The organism is Streptomyces sp. NPDC047072 (assembly GCF_040643855.1).
GTDB lineage: Bacteria > Actinomycetota > Actinomycetes > Streptomycetales > Streptomycetaceae > Streptomyces.
Map to the genome: position 1 here is coordinate 1 of NZ_JBEYVC010000005.1, position 20884 is coordinate 20884.

Sequence of the window (20884 nt, forward strand, 5' to 3'; positions counted from 1 at the left end):
CTTCCCGAGGACGCCGTCACGTCGGAGATCTCCCCGACCATCACGCACCGCACGAGCCGCGTCCCCTGCGCCCGCGCAACCTCCTCGGCCCGGGCCCGCTTCCGCCGAGGTCGAGTTGGGCGGCGCCGCCCAACTCGGCGGCTTCACCGAGCCGTTGCCGCTCGGCGCGCTGCGGCTGGAGCTGGACGGCGACTCCGGGGCCCTCCACGCCCGCACGGCCGTCGAGGGCCAGGCCCGTGAACTCGCCCTGGCGGACGTCTCGTCGGAGGGCGCCGGACCCGTCGTACGCAAGAGCGGGGTGACCTGGACCGGGCTGCGGGCATCCCTCACCGAGGAGGGCGCGCGGCTGCTGACCGCGTGGAGCGGGCGGGAGTTCGCGCCAGGGGCCGATCTCGGGGTGCTCGATGTGACCGTGGGGACGGGTACGAGCGCGCGCCCCGAGGACGAGCCCGCACAGACATCGCAGCCGGCCCCGACCGCCGCTCCCGTGGTGCGGAGTGCCCCGTCGGCGTCGGTCACCCTCGACTCCCTGCCCGCCGGGGGCGGCCAACAGACCGTCACCGGTGCGGACTTCGAGCGCGGCGAGGTGGTCCTCGTCACGATCGACGCCGACACCCGGTACCAGGCGGTGGCCGACGCGGAGGGCCGTGTCGCCCAGGCGTTCCCGGTGTACGCGACGGCCGCCGAGGGTGAGCACACCGTCGAGCTGCGCTCCGTCGGCGGGGAGCGGGGAGCGATCACGCGCTTTACCGTCCGTTGACAAACCCTCACCTCGTGAACTTAGGTTTGCCTTACCTAACTTCAACCCGGAGTTGGGCACCTCCTTGAAAGGTGTAACGCTCACCATGAGATCCGTTCTCTCCGCCCGCACCGCCGCCCGCACGGGCCTCGCCGTCGCCGCCTCCGCCGCCCTCACCCTGGGCCTGGCGACCTCGGCCTCCGCCGCCACCTCGACCCGCACGATCGTCGACGGCACCACCACGTACACCCTGTCGGTGACCGCCCCGGACACCGCCGCCGCGGCCGGCCAGGTCGTCAACGTCACCGGCTCCGGCTTCAACACGAGCCAGGGCATCTACGTCGGCCTGTGCGTGGTCGAGGGCAACCCGGGCGACACCAAGCCCACCCCGTGCCTGGGCGGCCAGGACGAGACCGGCTCCACCGGTGCCTCGCACTGGGTCAACAACACCTTCGGCGGCATGTTCGCCAACAGCTCCAAGTTCGGCACCGGCGGCACCTTCGACGTGAACATCTACGTCCAGGCGCCCCTTGAGGACGGCAGTGTCTGCGGCGTCGACGTCGAGTGCGCGGTCGTCACCCGCGCCGACCACTTCGACACGAACGACCGCAAGTACGACGTGCACGTCCCGATCACCTTCCAGTAAGCCGTCGTAGCCCCCTGGTCCGCGGGCCGGCCGTCCGGCCGGCCCGTTCCGGCATCTCCCTCTCCCCGCCTCCCCTCCGCCGAGGAACCTCCATGACAGAGAACGACCGGCAGTCCGTACGACGGCTCAGACGCCCCGCGGCCCTCCTCGGCGCCGCCGCCCTGGTGGCGGCCGCGGCCACCGCCGTGACCGTCGGCTCGCCCGCCCGGGCCGCCGACACCCCCCGCACGGGGCTCGGCAAGGACGGCCAGAAGCTCACCGTCTCCGCCTCCGCGAACCTCGACCCGGCCGGCGAGACCCTGCGCGTGACGGGTGAGGGCTACGACGACACCAAGGGCGTCTACGTCGCCGTCTGCAAGGACAACGGCGACAACCGCATCCCCACCCCCTGCCTCGGCGGCGCCGACCAGTCCGGCAGCAGCGGCTCCTCGGCATGGATCATCCCCGAGGGCAGCGACGGCGAGGGCGCGGGCACGGTCGCGATCCCGTGGGGCGAAGGCGGCACCTTCGACGTCCAATTGAACGTCAAGGCGAAGGACAGCGGCCTCGACTGCCTCACGGTCGCCTGCTCGGTCGTCACCCGTGTCGACCACAACGGCACCGGCGACCGCTCCCAGGACGTCCGGATCCCGATCACCTTCGAGGGCCAGGACCCCGGGGACGGAAGCGGCGACGGCGTGGACGTCCCGGCCGGCACCGTCAGCTATGTCCGGTCCGCCGAGTTCACCACCGCGGGCCGCCCCCTCGACCTGCTGCTGCACCCCGACTCCGGGAAGCTGTACGTCGGTTCGGACAACATCGTGGACACGGCGGACATCGCCGAGCAGGGTCTCTACGCGCTCGACCCCCAGGACGGAAAGCTCCTGAGCCATGTCGCCCAGGCGCCCGGCGCGGGCGGCACCCTGGCCAACCGGGTGGTCCGCCAGATCATCGCGCCGCTGCCCGGCGACGGTGTCGTCTTCCACTTCCCGCTGCGCGGCATCGGCACCGCCAAGGACGGCGACACCACGGCAGGCGGCGTCTGGCTGAACGGCGCCACGGTCACCGGCGTCGGTCCGGGCACCACCGCGGCCACCACGCTGGTCGCGCAGGGCGCCACGCTCTCCGAGGTCGAGACCGTCACCGGAAACGTCAAGCGCGGCACGGCAGTTGAGGGCGGCTCCCTGCTCGCCGTCGACTCCGCGCACGGCGCCGCCTGGTCCGTCGGCACCGCCGAGGGCAAGAAGGTGCTCAGGAGGATCGACACCGCCACCTTCGAGGTGACCGCCACCGCCGAACTCCCCGCCGCCGACTCGGTGTTCTTCGCCGAGGTGGACCCGACGACGGGCAACGTCTGGGTGGGCAGCGGCGATTCGGTACTCGTCCTCGACAAGGACGCCAAGCCGCTCAAGACCCTCACAGGTCAGGACCGTCCGCTCGCCGCGGCCTTCGACAAGGCCACCAGCCGCGCCTTCGTGCTGCGCGAGGACTACGGCACCGCCGAGGACGGCGCGGACAACAACGGCTCCCTCCAGATCCTCGACGCCACCACCTTCGAGCAGGTCGCCGAGCCGGTCACCCTGCCCGGCAGCCGCGTGGTCAACAGCTATGCCGGGATCGCCGTGGCCCCGGGCGCGACCTCGGTCTATGTCACCAAGCAGGCCGAGAGCAAGGTCCTCAAGCTCGACGTACGGGTCTCCCCCAGGGTGACCCAGTCCCCCACCGACCAGACCGTGGCCCCCGGCGACCGGGTGAGCTTCGTGGCGGCGGCCGAGGGGACTCCGGAGCCGACCGTGCGCTGGCAGGTCAGCCCCGACGGGGGCCAGACCTGGTCCACGATCGAGGGCGCGACGGCGAACGCGTACGCCTTCACCGCGAAGGCGGGCCAGGACGGCTACGCGTACCGCGCCGAGTTCACCAACTCCGTGGGCACGACCCGCACTTCACCGATCACACTGACGGTGAAGGAAGCCGCGAGCGACGGCGGCGGGGACGGAGACGGAGACGGCGGGGACCCCGCCGAGCCGTCGGGCACGAAGACCGTCACCGGCACCGAGGGCCAGAGGCTCACCGTCACCCCGGTCAACGACCTGGCCCTCACCGGCCAGAAGCTGAAGGTCACCGGCTCCGGCTACGACGTCGACAAGGGCATCTACGTCGCCCTGTGCGTCGACAACGGCGACGGCGAACTGCCCACGCCGTGCATCGGCGGCGTCGACATGAGCGGCGAGTCCCATTCCTCGGCGTGGATCTCCTCCAACCCGCCGGACTACGGCGAGGAGTTGGCGACCCCGTACGGCGACGGCGGCTCCTTCGAGGTCGAGCTGACCGTGGACGCGAAGGACGAGTTCACCGACTGCTTCAAGGCGACGTGCGTGCTGGCCACCCGCGCCGACCACACCCTCTCCGGCGACCGTTCGCAGGACGTGAAGGTGCCGGTGAGCTTCGTGGGCCAGGACCCGGTGGACACCGACCCGCAGAGCGGCGACACGGGCGGCTCGGACACCGGCGGCTCCGCCTCGACGGGCGGCACGGCCTCCACGAGCACCGGCGGCACGAGCACCGCCGGCTCCACCTCGGGAACCTCCACCGCCGGCGGAAGCCTCGCCTCCACCGGCGTCACCGTGGTCTCCGCCACCGCGCTCGCCGCGGCCCTGGTGGCGGCTGGCTGGGTCGCCTACCGCCGCGGCCGCCGGGCCGACGCCCAGTAGCTCCACCCGTCATCGGGCGATGCGCCCTCCCCTCCTCGGGCAGGGCGCATCGCCCGGTGTGCGTCAGATCGACACCGCGACGGCGTTGTACGTCGTCTCGGGCGTCGGCGTGGTCGTGAAGCGCGCGTTGACCAGGTACAGGCGGTTGCCGAAGCGGGCGGCCGTGGTGGGGACGTCGAACCGCGGGTCGGTGATCGTGGTGCGCAGGGTCGCGGTGGTGGCCTTGGCGTCGAGGTCCCACACGCTGATCAGATTGAGCCGGTTCTGCACGACGTACAGGGTGCGGCCGATGCGCCACAGACCGTCCCCGTTGACCACCGTGTCCTGGCCGACCAGCGTGATCTTCTTTGCGTACCCGGACCTGGGGTCGACGTTGTAGAGCTCGCCCGGGGTGCTCTTGACGACGATCAGACCACGGCCGTCGGGGGTGCCGACGATACCGTTGCCGTTGTTGACGTCGGGCAGCTGCACCCAGTCGCCGGTCAGCGGCAGCGTGCGGACCTCGCCCGATCGGCTGCCGCGCGGGACGGAGTACAGGGCCGCGGCCCGCGAGTCGGTGAACCAGGCGCGGTCGCCGAGCAGCGTGACGTCGTTGATGAAGTGGCCGGTGGCCTCGGACAGTTGGTAGCTCAGCAGCACCTCGCCGGTCCGGACGTCGTGCACGCGCGCGACGCCGGTGTTCCCGGCGACGTACAGCAGCCCGTCCTGGTCGGTCTTGAGGCCGACGGCTATCTGGCCGGTGGCACCGGCGTAGAGCACCTTGCCCTCGCCGGTGCGCAGGTCGGTGCGGTAGATCGCGCCGTTGGCCCGCGAGCCCAGGTACGCGTACGGCGTTCTCCCGATGGCGATGCCCTCCGGGAGCCAGCCGTCGGGCAGCGTGAACTCCGTCGGCCAGGTGGCGTTGCGGGCCGCGCTCGCCGTACCGGCACCTGCCGTGACGGTGAGCGCGGCGAGGGCGGCTGCACCACCCAGCACGGCACGCCGGGTGGGCTGGGGGTGGGGTCGAGTCATGCGGGGGGCCTCCGTGGGGGACGAGATGACCTTGACTTGACGCAAGTTTCGAATCTGTTCGTATCAAACGAACCGTCCGCCACGGGAGTTCCCCCGATGCACCGCCCTTCTGTCAGAGCGTGCGCCCCACCACCCACCACTTCGACGGCAGCTCGATCCGGGTGCCGTCGGGCCGGTACTCCGTGGTGATGAGCGGCAGTTCGCCGTGGGCGACGACCGTGAGCCCGGCCGCGGAGAGGTACACGGGCACCGCCTCGTCGGCGACCTCGCCGGGCGCGATGCCGTGCTGGAAGATCGGCGCCAGCTTGGCGGGCGGCCCCTCGGGACTCTGCGCGAGGCCGACCAGGATCGGCTTGGCGGCCTCGGACAGCTCGACGAGGAAGGCGCGGCCCCGGTCGCCGAGGAGCGCGGCGATGCTGTCCACGAGCTGCTGCCGGTCCTCGGGGGCGGCCTGGTGCAGTACGCCCCTCATGTAGACGTTGGCGTCGCCGAGTTCGGCGTGCAGTGTCTCCGGCTCGCCCTTCTCCGAGGCGTCCAGCAGCCGGTACGTCACCTGCCCGTCGGGGTCGGCGTCGCGGGCCTTGTCAAGAGCGGCGGCGGACAGATCCGCGCCGACGACCCGGCTGAAGTGGGCGGCGAGAAAACGGCTCTGCGTGCCGTTGCCACATCCCAGGTCCACGATCGGCAGCCCCGGGTCCAGCATCAGCGGCTCGAAGTGCGCGAGGTGCACTCCCGCCGTCAGGACCGGCTCCGCGTCCCAGAACACGGCCCCCTGCCGCCCCGGAGCGTCACGCCAGAACCCCTCCCAGGCATCCCGATACCGACCCGTCACGCCCATGCCCAACTCCCCAGGTTACGAAGGCATCCCGCCACACCTGGCAGGACAATACGGTGTATCGCGCCGGGGCAGCGTGAACAAGCACATGGCGCATTCCTTCACCCCCAGTTCGAGAAACGCGCGCTGGTGCGCTCCGGGGGCGCGGGGAACAGGTGTCTCAGCGCCGGGGCAGGGTCATCTCGAACCAGACGGTCTTCCCGTCCTTCGTACGACTGGCTCCCCATTCCCGAGCCAACGTACTGACCACCCGCAGCCCCCGCCCCTGCTCGTCCTCGGGCCCGGCGCTCAACAGCGTGGGCAGGTCGTGGTCGTCGTCGTCCACCTCGCACAGCAAGGTGTCCCCGCGCACCAGCCGCAGCTCCACAGGCCGCCGGCGGGTGTGCCGTACGGCGTTGGTGACCAGCTCGCTCACCATCAGCTCCGCCGCGTCGGCGAGCTTGGCCAGCCCCCACTCGTGGAGCTGCTCCCGCACCACCGCGCGGGCCCGCCCGACCTCGACCGGCTGCGGGGAGAACCGCCACTCGGCGACGTCGTCCGGCTCGATGCCGTTGAGGCGGGCCATCAGCAGCGCCACGTCGTCCTTGCGCCCGCCACGGGTGTTGAGCGCACGGATGATGGTGTCGCACGCGTCGTCCATGGAGGCGGCCGGATGCGCCGCGGTCTCGGTGAGCGTGGCGAGCCCCACCCCGATGTCCTCGCCGCGCACCTCGACCAGCCCGTCGGTGCACATCAGCAGCCGGTCGCCGGGCTCCACGCGCACGCGTACCGCCTCGAAGGGCACTCCCCCGACGCCGATGGGCGCCCCCGTGGGCAGCTCCAGCAGCTCGCTGCGACCGTCCCTGGCCCGCACGACCACCGGCGGGATGTGGCCCGCGTTGGCGAGGTGCAGCTCGCTCGCGATCGGGTCGTAGACGGCGTAGAGACAGGTCGCGAGGTAGGTGTCGCCGAGTCGCTGGGCGAGGTCGTCGAGGTTGCGCAGCAGCTGGGCCGGCGGCAGATCGAGCGCGGCCATGGTCTGCACGGCCGTACGCAACTGGCCCATCATCGCGGCGGAGTTGAGGCCGTGTCCCATGACGTCGCCGACGACGAGGGCGGTACGGGCTCCCGGCAGCTTGACCGAGTCGAACCAGTCGCCGCCGACGCGTCCGAGCAGGGTGCCCGGCAGATAGCGGGTGGCGATGTCGCAGCCCGCCATGCGCGGCGGGATGTGCGGCAGCATGCTGTCCTGGAGCGTCTCGGCGACGGACTCCTGGAAGGTGTACATGCGCGCGTTGTCGAGCACGAGGCCCGCGCGGGCGGCGAGTTCGGCGCCGGTGACGCGGTCCATGTCGTTGAACTCGACGCGCTCCGGGTGCCGTAGCAGGATCATGAACCCGAGGACCACATTGCGTGCCTTGAGCGGTACGACGAGCATGGAGCGGCCGGTGATCAGCGGCCGGATGTCGCGCTTCTCGAACTGCGAGGCGATGGCGTGCCCCATCTGCTCGCTGATGCGCGGCACCAGGACGGGCTCGCCACTGGTCATGCACTGGAAGAACGGCGTGTGCGCGGGGAACGGCATGGCTTCCCCGACCGGCACCACGTCGTCCCAGCGGCCGGGCTCGTCGGTGTGTTCGAGGGCGACCCGGTGCCACATGGTGGTGGTGTCGGGCACGCCGTCGGGGAACCCCTCGCCGGCGACGACCTGTTCGCGCAGATAGGTGCCGGCGACGTCGGTGAAGCGCGGTACGACGGCCCGGCTGACCTCGACGATGGTCCGGGACAGGTCGAGGGAGGTGCCGATCTTCCCGCTGACCTCGTTGAGGAACTCCAACCGCTCGCGTACGGCGACGTATTCGAGGTCCTCACCCTCGTCCGCCTCGTCCGGCAGCACGGGCAGCCCCTCGGCCAGCGCCCTGGCCGCCCGCTCGCGCCGCGCCTTGCGCTCGGCGCGCCGGGGCACCCCCCAGTCGGGGGTCACGGGCACCCGGTCGTTCTGGCTGAACTCCAGGACGGGATAGCCCAGTTCGAGGATCTGCGCGACGATGCGGGCGCTCTCCCCGACGCTCATGCTGGGGAGGATCTCGGGGAGCCGGCGGGCGAGTTCGTCGGCGCCCGGGAAGTCGGTGTGCAGGGCGAAGGCGGGGGCGATCCGCTCGACGGCGAGGGTGCCCTCGGCCGGGTCCAGGTCCTGGTGGAGCCCCTCGGCGTCGGCGGCGAGGACCAACAGGCGCTCACCGCCCGGCCCGACGAGCGGGTAGGCCCACCACAGGACGTCGACGCGGTCGGGCCCACTCACCGTGAGACGGGCGCGTCCTGCGGCCGGGTAGGAGAGCCTGCCGTCCAGGGAGGACTCGAGATCGGGGCCGAGACCGTCGTAGGCGGCCCCGTAGGTGGCGTACGACGGGGACTCGTCCTCGTCGGGCAGGGCGCCGGAGACGGGCAGCAGGTCGACCGCCGGACGGCCGATCGCCTCCTCCCGGGAGGCGCCGAACAGCCGGCGCGCACCCCGGCTCCAGTGGGACACCAGCCCGTCGCGGTCCACCACGACCACGGCCAGCGGGATACGTCCGGCCGCGGCGGATCCCTCCACCGCGCCGTTCCCTCCGTGGCCGGAAGGTGTGTCCCGCTCGGTGCCACGGTCGTTGCCGTTACCCATGGCGCAGGCCCTCTCTCCCCACGGCTCCGCAAGATCTGGCCTACTCCACCGTACGGCTCCGTCCGGTCACGGTGTGCGGCAATGCGGGAATTGGACGGTGGCGAATCGCCCCGGCGCGCGCCCGGGGTGAACACCCCGCCCCGCCTCGCACACCGGTTCTCAGTCCTCGTGCCCGAGTTGGAGGTCCCGCTCGGCACGTCCGCCGCCCGCCACCCGCAGCACCGTGGCGACGGGCGGGTAGCCCGCGGCGATGACGGTGTACTCGCCGGAGGACAGGTCGACGAAGCGGAAGGCACCGTCCGCCGGGGTGGTGAGGGTGTCCACGACATTGCCGGCCGCGTCCAGGAGCGTCACGCGCGCGTCCTCGACGGGCCGTCCGCCGCTCGCCCGCACGGTGCCGCGCAGGACCGCCCCGCCCGCGAGTTCGACGTCCTGGCGGGTCTCCCGGGCGGCCTGGACGGTGACGGGGAGCGCGGCCGGCCGGAACGCGCTCGCACTGGCGGCGAGGGTGTACTCCCCGGCCACCAGCTCGGTGACGACGTAGCCGCCCTCGGGGCCGCTGCGGGTGGTGGCGACGACCTCGCCGTGCACGTCGGTGAGGGTGACGGTGGCGTCGCGCACCGGGGTGCCGTCGGCGGTGTGCACACGGCCCGCGAGCCGTCCGGCACCCCCGAGGACGATGTCGATCTCGACCGGGCGCTCGCCGACGGTGACCGCGACCGCCTGCGGCTGGTGCCCGCCCGCGGCGGCGATCAGGACGTACGACCCCGGTCCGGGCGTGGCGAGCGCGTACCGCCCGTCCGCGCCGCTCGCGCCGCGCCCGATCTGCTGCCCGGCGACGTCGATGAGGGTGAGCGCGGCGCGGGGCACGACGGTCTCGTCGGAGTTGCGCACCGTCCCGCGGACGGGGACCTGCGCGGAGTGCGGTGAACGCGCCTGCGGGATCGGCGCCGTCTCCGTGTCGGGGGCGTTGTGGGACACCAGCGGTTTCTCCTTGAGGAAGAAGGCGATGAGCAGGCCGAGGACCAGCACCGGCACGAGGTAGAGGAAGATCCGCGGCATGGCGTCGGCGTAGGCCCGGATGTAGCCGTCGCGCAGCGCCGGGGGCAGGGCGTGGACGAGCTGCGGGGTGAGGGACTCGGGGTCGGGGAGGCCCGCACCGGAGGGGAGTTGCTCGGCGAGCGCGTCGGCGAGCCGGTGGGCGAAGAGCGTGCCGAAGATCGCTGCCCCGACGCTGCCGCCGATCTGTCGGAAATAGTTGTTGGCACTCGTGGCCGTCCCCAAGTCAGCCGGGCGCACGGAGTTCTGCACGGCGAGGACCAGCACCGGCATCACCATGCCGATCCCGGCGCCGAGGACGGCCATCCAGAGGCTGTAGTGCAGCCGGGGCGTGTCCGCTTCGAGGCGGGACAGGAGCCACATGCCGACGACGGCCAGGGCGCTGCCGAGGACGGGCCAGATCTTGTACCGCCCGGTGTGGCTGATGAGTTGCCCGGAGACGACGGAGGCGCCGACGATGCCGGCCATCATGGGCAGCATCAGCAGCCCGGACTCGGTGGCGCTGGCCCCGTCGACCATCTGCAGGAAGGTCGGCAGATAGCTCGCCGCGCCGAAGAGGGCGACGCCGATCACCAGTCCCACCAGTGCGGTGACGGTGAAGACGGAGTCCCTGAACAGCCGGAGCGGGATGAGGGGTTCGGCGGCGAAGCGCTCGGCGACGAGGAAGAGCACGGTGGCGGCGAGGGCTCCCGCGCCGAGCCCCAGGATCACCTTCGAGCCCCACGCGTACTCGGTGCCGCCCCAACTGGTCAGCAGGACAAGACAGGTGGAGGCCGCGGCGAGCAACAGGGCGCCGAGGACGTCGAATCGGGGCCGCACGGCGGGCTTCGGCAGCTTCAGCACGACGGTGACGACGGCGAGGGTCACCAGCCCGAAGGGGACGTTGAAGTAGAAGCACCAGCGCCAGGAGAGGTGGTCGGTGAAGTAGCCGCCGAGCAACGGGCCCGCCACGGAGGCGAGTCCGAAGGCGGCGCCGATCAGGCCCATGAAACGGCCGCGCTCCCGGGGCGGCACGATGTCCGCGATGATCGCCTGGACGCCGATCATGAGACCGCCCGCGCCGACGCCCTGGACCGCGCGGAAGGCGATCAGCTGGTCCATGGTCTGCGCCCGGCCGGCCAGCGCGGAGCCGATCACGAAGACGACGATCGCGAACTGGAAGACGCCCTTGCGGCCGAGGAGGTCGCCGAGCTTGCCGTAGACCGGCAGTCCGACGGTGGCGGTGAGCAGGTAGGCGGTGATCGCCCAGGACATCCGGTCCAGGCCGTGCAGCTCACCGACGATCTTCGGGAGCGCGGTGGCGACGATCATCTGCTCCAGGGCGGCGAGGAGCAGGGCGAGCATCAGCCCGAAGAAGACCAACCGCACGCGGCGGGGGCCGAGTTCGGCGGCCGGGGCGGGAACCTCCGCGACCGGTTCTTCCCGCACCAGAGTGGTTCCGCCCACGTACCGTTCCCCTCGTCGCACCTGTCACGCATTTCCCGCTTTGGGCGACAACTGCGAACAAGTGCGACGAGTTACGGCGTACCGGCGGGCCGTACGGAGATCCACTCGATCCGGTGACCGAGATCAACATCCGCGGGGCGCCGGGGACTTACTTCCCTACCCGCTTACTTCTCGACCTCGGTGGCGAGGTTCTCCAGGACCGCGTCGTAGATCCGGCCGAGACCCTTGGGCGCGAAGGTCTTCTCGAAGAAGCCGCCGATGCCGCCCGCGCCGTTCCAGACGCTGGTGACGACGACCCGGGACCTGCCCTCGCCCGCCGGGGTGACCCGCCAGGTGGTGACCATGGAGGAGTTGCGGTCCTTCTCGACGAGCTCGCCGTCGGTGGGCTCGGTGACCTCCAGGAGGCAGTCCCGGATCCGCTTGCTGGTGGCCTGGAGCTTCCAGTGGACGAGGGTGCCCTCGCCGTCGCCGCCCTCGCGCACCTCGTACTCGCTGAACTGCTCGGGGAGCACCTTCGCGCGCGTGCCGCTGTAGTCGGCGAGGGCGTCGAACACCTTCTCCGCGTCCGCGGCGACGACCCGCTCCGTAGTGGCCTCGACCTGCGCCATCGACATCCTCCAGGACCTCAAGTTCTCGGGCTTGGGGCAAGCCAACCACCCCGGGCCACGGCCGCCCAAATCGGGGTTGCGCAAGAAATCGAACAAGTGTTTCACTCGGGGAGCAGTGCTACCGAGGAGGCCTCATGCGCTGGGAGAACCTCACCGACTCCACTGAACACAGCCGGGCCGACGCCGCCCTGTTCGGCGCCGACGCGGTGGTGAGCCGTACCTTCGACACGCCCGAGTTCGCCGGGATCACGTTCCACGAGATCCGGGCCCGCTCGATCATCAACCGGGTGCCGGGCGCCTCCCGCATGCCGTTCGAGTGGACGGTGAACCCCTACCGGGGCTGCACGCACGCGTGCGTGTACTGCACTGCCTGACTCTATTGAGCCCGGGAGGGCCGACGCTCAGCACTCCGAACGCGGACAAGGCATGGAAAGGCATGACGAGGTCCTTCCCGACCCCGGAGGCGCCAGGCCAGTATGCAGCGCCGAACAAGGCGGAGAGGACGGCTTACGCCGTACTGCTGCACGGACCGGCTGCGCGCTCAGACGGCGCCGACGCGAGTCAGTGGCTGCTGCTGCGCGACCGCACAGCGAAGCGCCGGTAACCGACACACCAGCAACAGCCACACTCCAGGAACGCGTCAGCCTCCCAGGACACCGTCGAGGCAGTCCTGCCGACGGAGCGGGCGAACGCGCTGGGTGCCACGGTGGCGGCCCGCCTGTTCCAAGTCGACGCCATCTCGGGATTCACCAGGTCGCGGAAGATCTCGTCGGCGTTCACGGAGAGGCGGGCCCCGTCGATGAGCCCCCGCACCGCCTGACGGGATCGCACGGCCGCGTGGCGGGCACACCATCATCCGCCCCGGGCGCCGGGCCGAGGCTGCGCCATGGCGAACTCGCCGGTGAACAAGAAATGCGCATCGGGGACTCCCCGCGATAGAATCCTCGAACTCTTCAGGAACTTACAGACTGCAGCTGCGGCCGCTGTCGCCCTCCGCCCGATGCCCCTACTGGCCATCCAAGCCAGGGGCGCCGTTGCCGCTTCGATAGCCGTACGCCGCGCAGGCCTGACAGGCGTGCGCGGTGTACGGCAGCCGGTGCCGAGCAGGCACCACGCTCAGCCCACTGCGGCTGCGAACCCACGCCCCGGACTGCAGCCGCACAGCGCGCAGATACCGATGCCCAACCAGAGGGCGCTTCGGTCCCAGGGACCCGAACGACGGGCCGGCGCCGTCGAAGGCCCCGGAGCCGCCTCACTCCCCTGCCGGCCGATCCAACCGGAACGGATGCCGCGAGCTGCCCGGCCCGGTGACGCGGCGGTCCAGCATCATGGCCGTCGTCGAGGATGTACGCCTTGGTGAGGAGATCACCGATGGCGTTGACAGCTGCGGAGATCGCCGACATTCGGCGCTACGCCCAGGAACTGGCCGACCAGGCGCCCCCACTCACCCCCGAGCAACGGGACCGCCTCAAAGCCCTCCTCCGGCACAAACCGACCAGGCCGAAACCGATCGCAGCCTAGAAGCGTGCCACACCAGGCCGGAGTTCCAGCACCAGACCAACAGGGGCCAGTCCATGCATCACATGCCGAAGACCCGGCTTCCCGCTCGCTGATGTCAGATACCGCTGGTTGATCACCTGGAACAGGGCGGAGGCGCCGTCCTCGGGCAGCGCGAGATAGCCGAGGACGATGATCAAAAGCCTCGGACCGGCGAAGAACCGCATGCGAGGCTTCCAGCGTCTTCCGAGGGCGGCCTTGTGGCACTTGACGGCGAGTTCGTCGGCGGTCGTGAATAAGAACTCCTAACGGAATGCGGGTGTCACTCCTGTGTGCCGTTGGGGTAATGAGAGAGCGTGATCCGCAACCGCAGCTGGCTGACGATGTGTTGTCCAGAACTGGACAGGGCCCAGTCGGCTTCAGGTTGGCGGGAGTCCAAGCACCCGGGCTGACGCGGGGTGTCGCCGTCTGATCAGCCGTTGGACGGACGGGGTGCGAGATGCCGCGCGACGACTGCACGTATCCCGTCGATGTCCGCTCCGTCGCGCAGTCCGCGCTTCGGCAGCAGGGCCATTCCGCCCACCGTGTCGTCGATGACCAGTATGAAGAGGTTCGCCGTCTCGATGTAGTGGCGGAACGACGCCCAGGGGATCGTGGTCTCCACAAGTTCCGTGGCGGCGTGTATGCCGTTGTCGTCCGCCTGCATGGTGTACTCGCCCTGGGAACGCGCGTACCTGGTCATCTGTCGCACTCGGTACAGCTGGTTCACCCACCCGCCCACGAGGCTCCCCAGTACTGGGCACAGGGCTGCGGCCACCAGCACGGTCACGCTCTTGGGTGCCGCGAGCATCAGGAGAAGCACGGGAACGGCCGTCGTGATCAGCCCGGCGATCAATGGAAGACGCCACCAGTGTGCGGGGGAGCCAGACCGTGCGTGCAGCGCCTCGGCCATGTCGGCCCGGGTCGGCAGATAGGCCAGCTCGACACCGGCCGACGCCGGTGCCGCCTCCCGCTCCTCGTTCTCCATGGAGCGGGATCGTAGCGGCACCCGACGGACCGCCTTGGCCAGGGCCCCAGGCTCCGTGCATCACCCTGTCGGTGGCAAGGCCACGAGCCGCCTCCAGCAGATGAGTGCGCATCCGAGGGTGAGGAAGGCTTCGTGGATGTCGTCACGGATCTCCCAACGGATTCGCAAGCGGCGGAACCAGTGCGATGGGCGAAGGCCCGCTCCACGACCCAGCGTTGGGTGCCCAGGCCGGAGCCGTGCTCGGTGCCCCGGCGGGCAATCAGCGGCTTCACACCGAGTTCCCGGACAAGGCGGCGGTACTTGTCGTGGTCGTAGCCGCGGTCACCCAGCACCACATCCGGGCGGCGCCTGGGCCGGCCGCGCTTGCCCCACACCGGCGGTACCGCCTTCAGCAGGGGGACGAGCTGAGTGACGTCGTTGCGGTTGCCGCCGGTCAACGTGGCGGCGAGCGGGATGCCGGTGGCGTCGGTGATCAGATGGTGTTTGCTGCCCGCCCTGCCCCGGTCGACAGGACTTCGTCCGGTCTTGGATCCCCTTTTAACGCCCGTACGTGAGAGCCGTCGACCGCGGCCCGGGAGAAGTCCAGGGCATTTGCGCGGCGCAGCTTCGCGAGGAGGACCTCGTGCAGCCGAGGCCACACGTCAGCCTCGGTCCACTCGGCCACCCGGCGCCAGCAGGTCATGCCCGACCCGAAGCCGAGTTCCTGCGGAAGGTGTTCCCAGGCGATCCCCGTGTGCAGCACGAACAGGATGCCCTGGAACACCAACCGGTCCGGATGCCGCTTTCGTCCCGGATGCCGGGTCCGACGCTCCACCCTGGGCAGCAGCGGCTCGATCACCGCCCACAACTCGTCATCGACTTCCCACGGCTTCGGCCGAGCCACCCCGCACCCCCGGATCACCAGTCCTGGAGTGATCCAACCACCTCGAAGATCATTTCGTTAGGAGTTCTAAGACCCGGTGTCCGGCGTCGACCGCGGCCCGGCCGAGCGCAACGGACAGCATCGTCTACTGGTGCCGCGCCAGTGGCGGAACGCGCAGCTGCGGCTTGGGCGTGAGTGTGGGGCTCTTCGCAGGGCTGGCGCCTCATGCCGAGGACATTTCAACGCAGGAGGGCTGCGACGGACGCGGGGAGAAGATCCCGCAGATCGGTGATCTGAACTTGGGCGGCATGGGTCGCGGTGAACTGGGCGACGGACATGTTCGGCGCGCCGAAGACGGTGGTGAAGGTCCGCAGCGCCCCTGGGCTGCGGACCAGGGCCCAGGCCGCGGTTGACGTGCTGGTGGTCGGGAAGCGGCGGGGCTCGGGGCCGATCACGAACAGCTCTGCCCGGCGGCCGGAGGTGTCGGGGGCGAGCATCACGAGGTCCTTGAAGGTCTGGCGATTGCGCATGACGTCCGCGCCGAGTCAGCGAGCGAGCTTGAACTCCGCGACGCGCTGGTCTGTCTCCAGGTCTGACGGGCGGCTCGGGTCGTTGCTGGCGCCGCGGGAGGGGCGGATGGTGACCGGCCGGGCATACAGCCCCAGCCCCCGGTGTCAGCGCTCGCCGCCGGAACGCGTGTCGACAGGCAGAACGGAGTTCCTACGTACACTGCACCGCTGTGCCAATTGACACTTGCCCGAGCTGTGGCGAGACCGACGGCTCCTGTATCACGCTCACGCCGCTGCTCGACCGGCCCGAGGCTGTCGTCGGCTGCTTCGCCCATCTCTGGTTCGACGTCCGCAACCGTGAACCGTATGCGAGCCGTGAGGAGTGGCTTGCGGCTCTTGAAGAGTTCGCGCCCATGGCAGCCAGCGAGCCTGTGAAGGCAACCGAGACCCTGCGGACGCTGGAGCTGCGGGAGACAGCGCAAACCGTTGCCATGTCCGATGGGCTCATGGAGTACACCGGCTGCGGGGACTTCGACCTCGACATCCATGAGTACCTCGGGCCTGTCGCCATCTGCCCAGACTGTATGCAGCCCCTTGGCAAACACATCTTCGCCGTCGGAGCGGCTTACTGCTGGCAGCACTTCTCCCAGCAGTACAGGCTCATCGACTGCCCACGCTTCCCCGACCTCCCCCGTGACGCCGACGTACTCAAAGTCGAGATGAGCAGCCAGGCATGGGCGACCATCAAGGACCGGTTCCCCCTGGTGCCCCTCCCCTACGAGGACGATGAGGAGTAGGGCGCATTGCGAGCCGAGAACTCCCTTCCTGCGTACGTCGATTGGTGCGTGAGGCCGAAGGCCGGGATGCCGAGCCGAGCGTCTGCATGCTGGACGCGCAGAGCATCAGTCGGGGTGCCAAGCGAAGAGGTCGCGGTGGTCGACATCGTCTGTCCAGTAGCCGTATCGGTTACCGAGCACGGAGAGCAAGGCATGGGGGGCGATAGAGTTCTGGCGGATAATCAGGCCGAGGTGGTTGCAGGCAGCTGACAGGGCTGCCGCCTGCAGGTGCAATCGCATGGCATGCTTGGTGAAGGCTTCGGGGGGCACCTGCAGGTCTTCGGGACGCTCGGGCGCTGTCATGACGGCGATGATCTGGGCCCGGCGCTCCGCTGAGTCGCCGGGGGCGGGACGAAGCCCCTGCTCTTGAGCGCGTCGGCTCCCCGTGAGGTTGGCGATGGCGGTCAGCAGGTGCCAGTCGAGCCATCCCTGTTCGCGTAGAAGCGAGGCGGTGCGCCGGAAGGCGGGGTCGGCCAACAGGCGCGGAAGCGTGTGACGCACGATCGGCAGCATGACCGAGTATCGGGTGCGGACGGCTTCGAGCGCTGCGTCGTGGCTGTAGCCGGGGCCGGGTCCGGTCTTGGCGTGCAGGGCGGGCGATTTCGGCTGTGCGTTGCGGGGGCCGACGCCTCCGACGGCTGGGTCGGTCAGTGCGGCCATTCTCTGGTAGTCGCCGGGCTTGAGGAAGTCCGCCAGATCGTCGTAGGGGCGGCCGGCGGTGAGCTTGTGCCACAGCCCGCTGGCGAATGCTTGCTCGACGAGGTTCATGAATGCCTCGTCGGGCAGCAAGGACTGGGAGAGCAGCACTTGGGCTGCGGCTCCCAGCAGTTGTGTGTGGGCCGTCTCCGGCTGGAGATGGTCGGCTCCGGTCAGCCTCACCGTCCACCGGTTGGTGTCCGCGTCGGTAGTCTGTTCACAGTCGGCGGGCTGGTCGGGGGCGGTTGCGGCATCAGCGTGGACTTCGACGGCCAGGCGGCCGGGAAGAAACAGCGGGTCGTATCGGGCGAGTTCGGCGAGAAGTACCTGGACCGCGGCGGTGAAGCGTTCGGCGGCCAGGACCGAGAACCGGTCGTTCGCGCAGGTGATCTCCCAGCCGACGTCAAGGGCGGTCCAGGTGTAGCGGCGTGTGGGTCCGGCGTCGCTGAAGGGTCGCCCCACTCCCCGAGTGTCGGCTGCGCCGGCGCAGGCGTCCTCGGTCACCGGGGGTTCACCAGATGTCGGGGCGAGGATGTCGTCAATGATGGTGTCGATGCCTGCCGAGGCGGTGATCTCGTGGATCAGTGGCACGAAGCCGGGCCGTATCGCGCGCGCGGCGCGCATCGTGGTCGCCTGGTTGGCCATCATGTCCCACACGTAGGGGTGGCGTTCGGGGTGGTATGGCTCATCGAGGTAGGCGTTTTGCGCCCACAGGCCGATGCGGAACAGATGGGTGGCGGACAGCCAGTCGCCGGCCTCATGGTCGTATAGCGCGGCCAGGATGATGCCGCGCGGGATGAATCGTCTCAGCTGCGGGTCGGGGGCGGACTTCGCTGCGGCGGCTGCCGCCAGGGCGTACTGTTTCGCGGCGATGGCCAGGCCGAGCTCGCTGTAGATGCGCGAGCACAACAGCAGCATCGTCAGTCCGCCCTCCAGGGTCTCGCCGTGCCACCAGTTGGCCTTGGCCTCGTGGATCTCTTGGAGGGCCTGCAGGATGCGGTCGCTGGTGAGCAGGGCCAAGCCGCGGGTCTGGGCGCGTTCCCCGCGTGCGGCGTGGCCCGTGACCCGGTCGGTGGCTGCATCGAGCAGGTCACGGACTTCCCGGTACTGCGGATGATCCACCAAGTCAGGCGAGAGCATGTCGAACAGGGCCGCGGTGTGCTCGATGGGGAACAGCGGGGCGTCCTCCAGATGGCGGCCCAGCCGGGCCAGCGTCTGCATGCCGGTATCGATGTCGACCAATGGGGGCCCGGATGGTGAAGTGCGGACCGGCTCACCAGCTTCCACGGCTCTGCGAACGTCTGTAGTCACCTCTGCGATGGTCGGCAGATCCTCGGGAACCGTCCGAAGGTCGATGGCCATGTCCGGGTGCAGTGCGAGACGGGCTCGCAGCGCAAGGAGGTGCGCGGCAGCGTGGGGAGGAGGGCCACCGGACAGCAGGCGGTCGGTCTTGTCTTCCAGCAGGCGCTGCCAGCCCTGCAGTTCGTCGGAGGTGACGTCGGTGAGCCGGCGGACCAGGGCGCCGAATCCGTACTCGATCAGCACCACAGCATCTTGGAGGATTCCGGCGTCGGTGAGCGCGGTGTCCGCCGTCACAGCAGCGAAGAAGTCCCGGGCCAGCTGGTCCGCCGGGCGCATCGTCTCCTGGCCGCGCAGGGTCGCTACCACGATCTCGTAGCGCGCTCGCAGGGCAGTGTGGTCGCCAAGCGTGGCATCCAGCAGTGCGCGGGCATAGCCTATCCATTCTGGCAGGTCAGAGCGTGCCTCTACGTGGAAGGTGGCATACCGCAGCGGCTCCCTCAGGTCCACCAGGTCACCCAGCGTGCGGCCGGGCTCAGCACGTGCCCGCCACCTTTGCTGCGCCTCGGCATACCAGTCGGGAAGAACAGCAGCATTGTCCGGTCGCGGGGGAGCCAGCTCTGAGGGCAGATGCAGATACTGGACGGCCAGGTAGAACAGGTCGTGATCGGCCAGGTGGTGGGACAGCGAAGCGCCGTCCCAGATGTCCAGCTCCACCTGGTGCGTGCGGGCGGCCTCCTCGATGAGTTCGTGGCGCTTCCTGGTAGACACGGCGGTCACGGTGAAGTAGATCACGCGGGAAACTGCACTGCCCTGCCCGCAGATCGATGCGAGGTCGCTGCGGATCTTCGCCGGGATTTTGGTGCGCTGGATGGTGCAGGCCATCACCACGCGTTCCGTCGAGGCCAGGGCTTCAAAGCAGGAGGTACCCGGCAATTCGCGTGGGATGTTGCTCCAGTGGCTCTCGGCGTCCCTGCCCTGGTCGCCGCCGCCGCTCACCGGACCGGTCGTCGGCAACAGGTTGCTGGTGACCCGCCGCCGCGCCAGCCCCAGACACAGCGCCTCGAATTCGTGATGACTGTTGCTCTCACCGAGGATGCTCAAGGCGAAGCGGATGCGTCGCTCAAGCTGGACGGCGTCATCGGTCATACGACTCTCCCTCGGCTTTCCCGCCGCGACTACGGACATCCACCAGTGTCGTGGACGCTACTGACATTCGGGCTGCGACGCCTGAGCGAGAAGCACAGCCCCCGTGGACGACAGCAGCCGCCGTCACCTGCGCTCTCTCACCCGTAAGGCAAGCCACGGCATCGTCCGCAGCGCCGCCTGCGTCCTCGTCGCGAACGCGACGGGATGGAACAACTATTGGATCAATCAGCGCTGACCCTGCGCAGCCCCCGCTGATCCCGTCGTCCGAGGGCCTGGTGGTCCGATCCGAGGCCGGGCCACCGCCGACTCGCCGCGCACAGCGGCTCGCAGCACCGGCGAGGGTGGCCCAATCCCCGGCTGCGTCCGCGCCGTCCATTCTGGTCTCAGCCGCCGGTAGGCAGTCCTGGAAGTACGATCCCGAGGTAGGCGGCGAGGACGCTGCCCAAGGCGCCGCTGGCGACGGGTGACAAGACGGCCACCGCCTGAGCGCCCCACCGCTGGAGGCGTCCCGAATCGGGGTTAACGCTGGTGGCTTCCTCTTCCATGCGCGTCGCCAGTTGGGTGATCTCAGCAACATCGTCTTCGGGCAGCCCCAGGATGGGAACGGCCTGGCGGAGTGCTCGGACAGCCATGACGACCTGAGCAAGGTCGACGCCGCTGTGCGTGGTCGCGTTCAGCGTGAAGTCGCGGCTGTTCGCGGCGATGTTGCCCGTGTTCTGCCCGATGTGGATCGTGGTGTTCCCACCGGTGTTGCGGCGTTCGTACGCGCCGATGTCGCCCTGGTAGTTGTCCACGCAGTCTTCTCCTTCGGCGGTGATCTCGGCTTGGACGGGCCCGTCCGAGCTCGCATTCCGGTCTCCTTTGATCAGGCCCTTGGCGCTGAGATAGGCGGAGGCCCGGTCGATGTCCCTGTCGGTGAGGCGTTCGCCCTCGAAGAGGGACAGCGGGTCGTTCAGCACGTCCGCGACGGCAGGCAGCAGGATGTCGTCGTGTTTGCGGTGCCACAGCCAGACCAGCAGGCCCTTGCGTGCGGCGGCGGCCCGCGCGGCCGGGTCGGCACGCCGGCGCCTGCGCTCCTCGATCCATTCAAGGCCGCGCGAGGTCAGGTTGGCTTCCGGGCCGTCGTGGGTCGTGTGACGGTCGTCCAGGAGCCGTTGGCCCTTGCAGAACTGCAGGAGTTGGTACGTCTGGTTCTCGGTGAGGCCGTGCGACTGCCCGAACTCGGTGATCGGCACCCCACCCAGTGGATCAGCTCTCGTGCGGTCGTAGACCCATTCCACGAGCGGTTCGTGCAGGGCGGAGAAGTCGGCGGACACAGGGTGCTCCCTTGCTCG

The 20884-nt window shown here is 70.0% G+C and carries 16 protein-coding genes and 2 pseudogenes; 7 read left to right on the forward strand and 11 right to left on the reverse strand.

Features of this window, described 5'->3' with window-relative positions:
* Positions 1-115: 115 nt before the first annotated feature.
* The 3 genes from ABZ896_RS03325 (at position 116) to ABZ896_RS03335 (ending at position 4075) form a co-directional block, all read left to right on the forward strand.
* A complete protein-coding gene (locus ABZ896_RS03325; protein ID WP_360921106.1) occupies positions 116-760 on the forward strand; it encodes a hypothetical protein in 645 nt (214 codons plus the stop codon).
* A gap of 85 nt (positions 761-845) precedes the next feature.
* Positions 846-1385 (forward strand): hypothetical protein, encoded by a 540-nt coding sequence (locus ABZ896_RS03330; protein ID WP_360921109.1) that lies wholly within the window; start codon positions 846-848, stop codon positions 1383-1385.
* Between the two features lie 92 nt (positions 1386-1477).
* On the forward strand, positions 1478-4075 hold the full coding sequence (locus tag ABZ896_RS03335) for an immunoglobulin I-set domain protein (RefSeq protein ID WP_360921112.1): 2598 nt from the start codon (positions 1478-1480) through the stop codon (positions 4073-4075).
* A 63-nt stretch (positions 4076-4138) separates the two neighbouring features.
* Here ABZ896_RS03335 and ABZ896_RS03340 read toward each other — a convergent pair whose 3' ends face one another.
* The 5 genes from ABZ896_RS03340 to ABZ896_RS03360 form a co-directional block, all read right to left on the reverse strand.
* Positions 4139-5086, reverse strand: coding sequence for a superoxide dismutase (locus ABZ896_RS03340; protein ID WP_360921115.1), 948 nt, complete (start codon positions 5084-5086; stop codon positions 4139-4141).
* Positions 5087-5198: 112 nt separating this feature from the next.
* On the reverse strand, positions 5199-5924 hold the full coding sequence (locus ABZ896_RS03345) for a class I SAM-dependent methyltransferase (RefSeq protein WP_360921118.1): 726 nt from the start codon (positions 5922-5924) through the stop codon (positions 5199-5201).
* Positions 5925-6081: 157 nt separating this feature from the next.
* Complete coding sequence (locus ABZ896_RS03350; protein ID WP_360921121.1) at positions 6082-8562, reverse strand: SpoIIE family protein phosphatase; 2481 nt, start codon at positions 8560-8562, stop codon at positions 6082-6084.
* 159 nt (positions 8563-8721) lie between these two features.
* Complete coding sequence (locus ABZ896_RS03355; protein WP_360921124.1) at positions 8722-11067, reverse strand: MFS transporter; 2346 nt, start codon at positions 11065-11067, stop codon at positions 8722-8724.
* Between the two features lie 164 nt (positions 11068-11231).
* Positions 11232-11675 carry an SRPBCC family protein gene (locus ABZ896_RS03360; RefSeq protein ID WP_360921127.1) on the reverse strand — a complete coding sequence of 148 codons (444 nt, stop codon included), beginning with the start codon at positions 11673-11675 and terminating at the stop codon, positions 11232-11234.
* A 134-nt stretch (positions 11676-11809) separates the two neighbouring features.
* On the opposite strand from ABZ896_RS03360, the pseudogene ABZ896_RS03365 reads away from it, so the two are divergent.
* Positions 11810-12040 (forward strand): annotated as a pseudogene (locus ABZ896_RS03365) (radical SAM protein); the annotation flags it as partial.
* A 1006-nt stretch (positions 12041-13046) separates the two neighbouring features.
* On the forward strand, positions 13047-13196 hold the full coding sequence (locus ABZ896_RS03370; RefSeq protein ID WP_360921130.1) for a hypothetical protein: 150 nt from the start codon (positions 13047-13049) through the stop codon (positions 13194-13196).
* Here the strand turns inward: ABZ896_RS03370 and ABZ896_RS03375 are convergent.
* From ABZ896_RS03375 to ABZ896_RS03390, 4 genes and pseudogenes are all read right to left on the reverse strand, one after another.
* Positions 13193-13399 (reverse strand): hypothetical protein, encoded by a 207-nt coding sequence (locus ABZ896_RS03375; RefSeq protein ID WP_360921133.1) that lies wholly within the window; start codon positions 13397-13399, stop codon positions 13193-13195. The genes ABZ896_RS03370 and ABZ896_RS03375 overlap by 4 nt on opposite strands.
* Positions 13400-13644: 245 nt before the next feature.
* Positions 13645-14199, reverse strand: coding sequence for a YcxB family protein (locus ABZ896_RS03380; protein WP_360921136.1), 555 nt, complete (start codon positions 14197-14199; stop codon positions 13645-13647).
* A gap of 60 nt (positions 14200-14259) precedes the next feature.
* Positions 14260-15082: pseudogene (locus ABZ896_RS03385) on the reverse strand (IS5 family transposase).
* Positions 15083-15300: 218 nt separating this feature from the next.
* A complete protein-coding gene (locus ABZ896_RS03390; RefSeq protein ID WP_360921138.1) occupies positions 15301-15591 on the reverse strand; it encodes a hypothetical protein in 291 nt (96 codons plus the stop codon).
* 209 nt (positions 15592-15800) lie between these two features.
* On the opposite strand from ABZ896_RS03390, the gene ABZ896_RS03395 reads away from it, so the two are divergent.
* The gene (locus tag ABZ896_RS03395; RefSeq protein ID WP_360921141.1) at positions 15801-16367 is read left to right on the forward strand and encodes a hypothetical protein; all 567 of its coding nucleotides are present in this window, start codon (positions 15801-15803) and stop codon (positions 16365-16367) included.
* A gap of 105 nt (positions 16368-16472) precedes the next feature.
* Here the strand turns inward: ABZ896_RS03395 and ABZ896_RS03400 are convergent, their stop codons facing one another.
* Complete coding sequence (locus ABZ896_RS03400) at positions 16473-19550, reverse strand: hypothetical protein (protein WP_360921144.1); 3078 nt, start codon at positions 19548-19550, stop codon at positions 16473-16475.
* Between the two features lie 103 nt (positions 19551-19653).
* On the opposite strand from ABZ896_RS03400, the gene ABZ896_RS03405 reads away from it, so the two are divergent.
* Positions 19654-19785, forward strand: coding sequence for a hypothetical protein (locus tag ABZ896_RS03405; RefSeq protein ID WP_360921147.1), 132 nt, complete (start codon positions 19654-19656; stop codon positions 19783-19785).
* 148 nt (positions 19786-19933) lie between these two features.
* Here the strand turns inward: ABZ896_RS03405 and ABZ896_RS03410 are convergent, their stop codons facing one another.
* Positions 19934-20866, reverse strand: a complete 933-nt coding sequence (locus ABZ896_RS03410) for a hypothetical protein (RefSeq protein ID WP_360921150.1) — start codon at positions 20864-20866, stop codon at positions 19934-19936.
* Positions 20867-20884: the final 18 nt, after the last annotated feature.

Bases quoted from the DNA above. Each gene is read 5' to 3' on its own strand.
- ABZ896_RS03330 (WP_360921109.1), top strand. From the start codon at position 846: ATGAGATCCGTTCTCTCCGCCCGCACCGCCGCCCGCACGGGCCTCGCC.
- ABZ896_RS03335 (WP_360921112.1), top strand. From the start codon at position 1,478: ATGACAGAGAACGACCGGCAGTCCGTACGACGGCTCAGACGCCCCGCG.
- ABZ896_RS03340 (WP_360921115.1), bottom strand. From the start codon at position 5,086: ATGACTCGACCCCACCCCCAGCCCACCCGGCGTGCCGTGCTGGGTGGT.
- ABZ896_RS03345 (WP_360921118.1), bottom strand. From the start codon at position 5,924: ATGGGCGTGACGGGTCGGTATCGGGATGCCTGGGAGGGGTTCTGGCGT.
- ABZ896_RS03350 (WP_360921121.1), bottom strand. From the start codon at position 8,562: ATGGGTAACGGCAACGACCGTGGCACCGAGCGGGACACACCTTCCGGC.
- ABZ896_RS03360 (WP_360921127.1), bottom strand. From the start codon at position 11,675: ATGGCGCAGGTCGAGGCCACTACGGAGCGGGTCGTCGCCGCGGACGCG.
- ABZ896_RS03370 (WP_360921130.1), top strand. From the start codon at position 13,047: ATGGCGTTGACAGCTGCGGAGATCGCCGACATTCGGCGCTACGCCCAG.
- ABZ896_RS03375 (WP_360921133.1), bottom strand. From the start codon at position 13,399: ATGCGGTTCTTCGCCGGTCCGAGGCTTTTGATCATCGTCCTCGGCTAT.
- ABZ896_RS03380 (WP_360921136.1), bottom strand. From the start codon at position 14,199: ATGGAGAACGAGGAGCGGGAGGCGGCACCGGCGTCGGCCGGTGTCGAG.
- ABZ896_RS03390 (WP_360921138.1), bottom strand. From the start codon at position 15,591: ATGCGCAATCGCCAGACCTTCAAGGACCTCGTGATGCTCGCCCCCGAC.
- ABZ896_RS03400 (WP_360921144.1), bottom strand. From the start codon at position 19,550: ATGACCGATGACGCCGTCCAGCTTGAGCGACGCATCCGCTTCGCCTTG.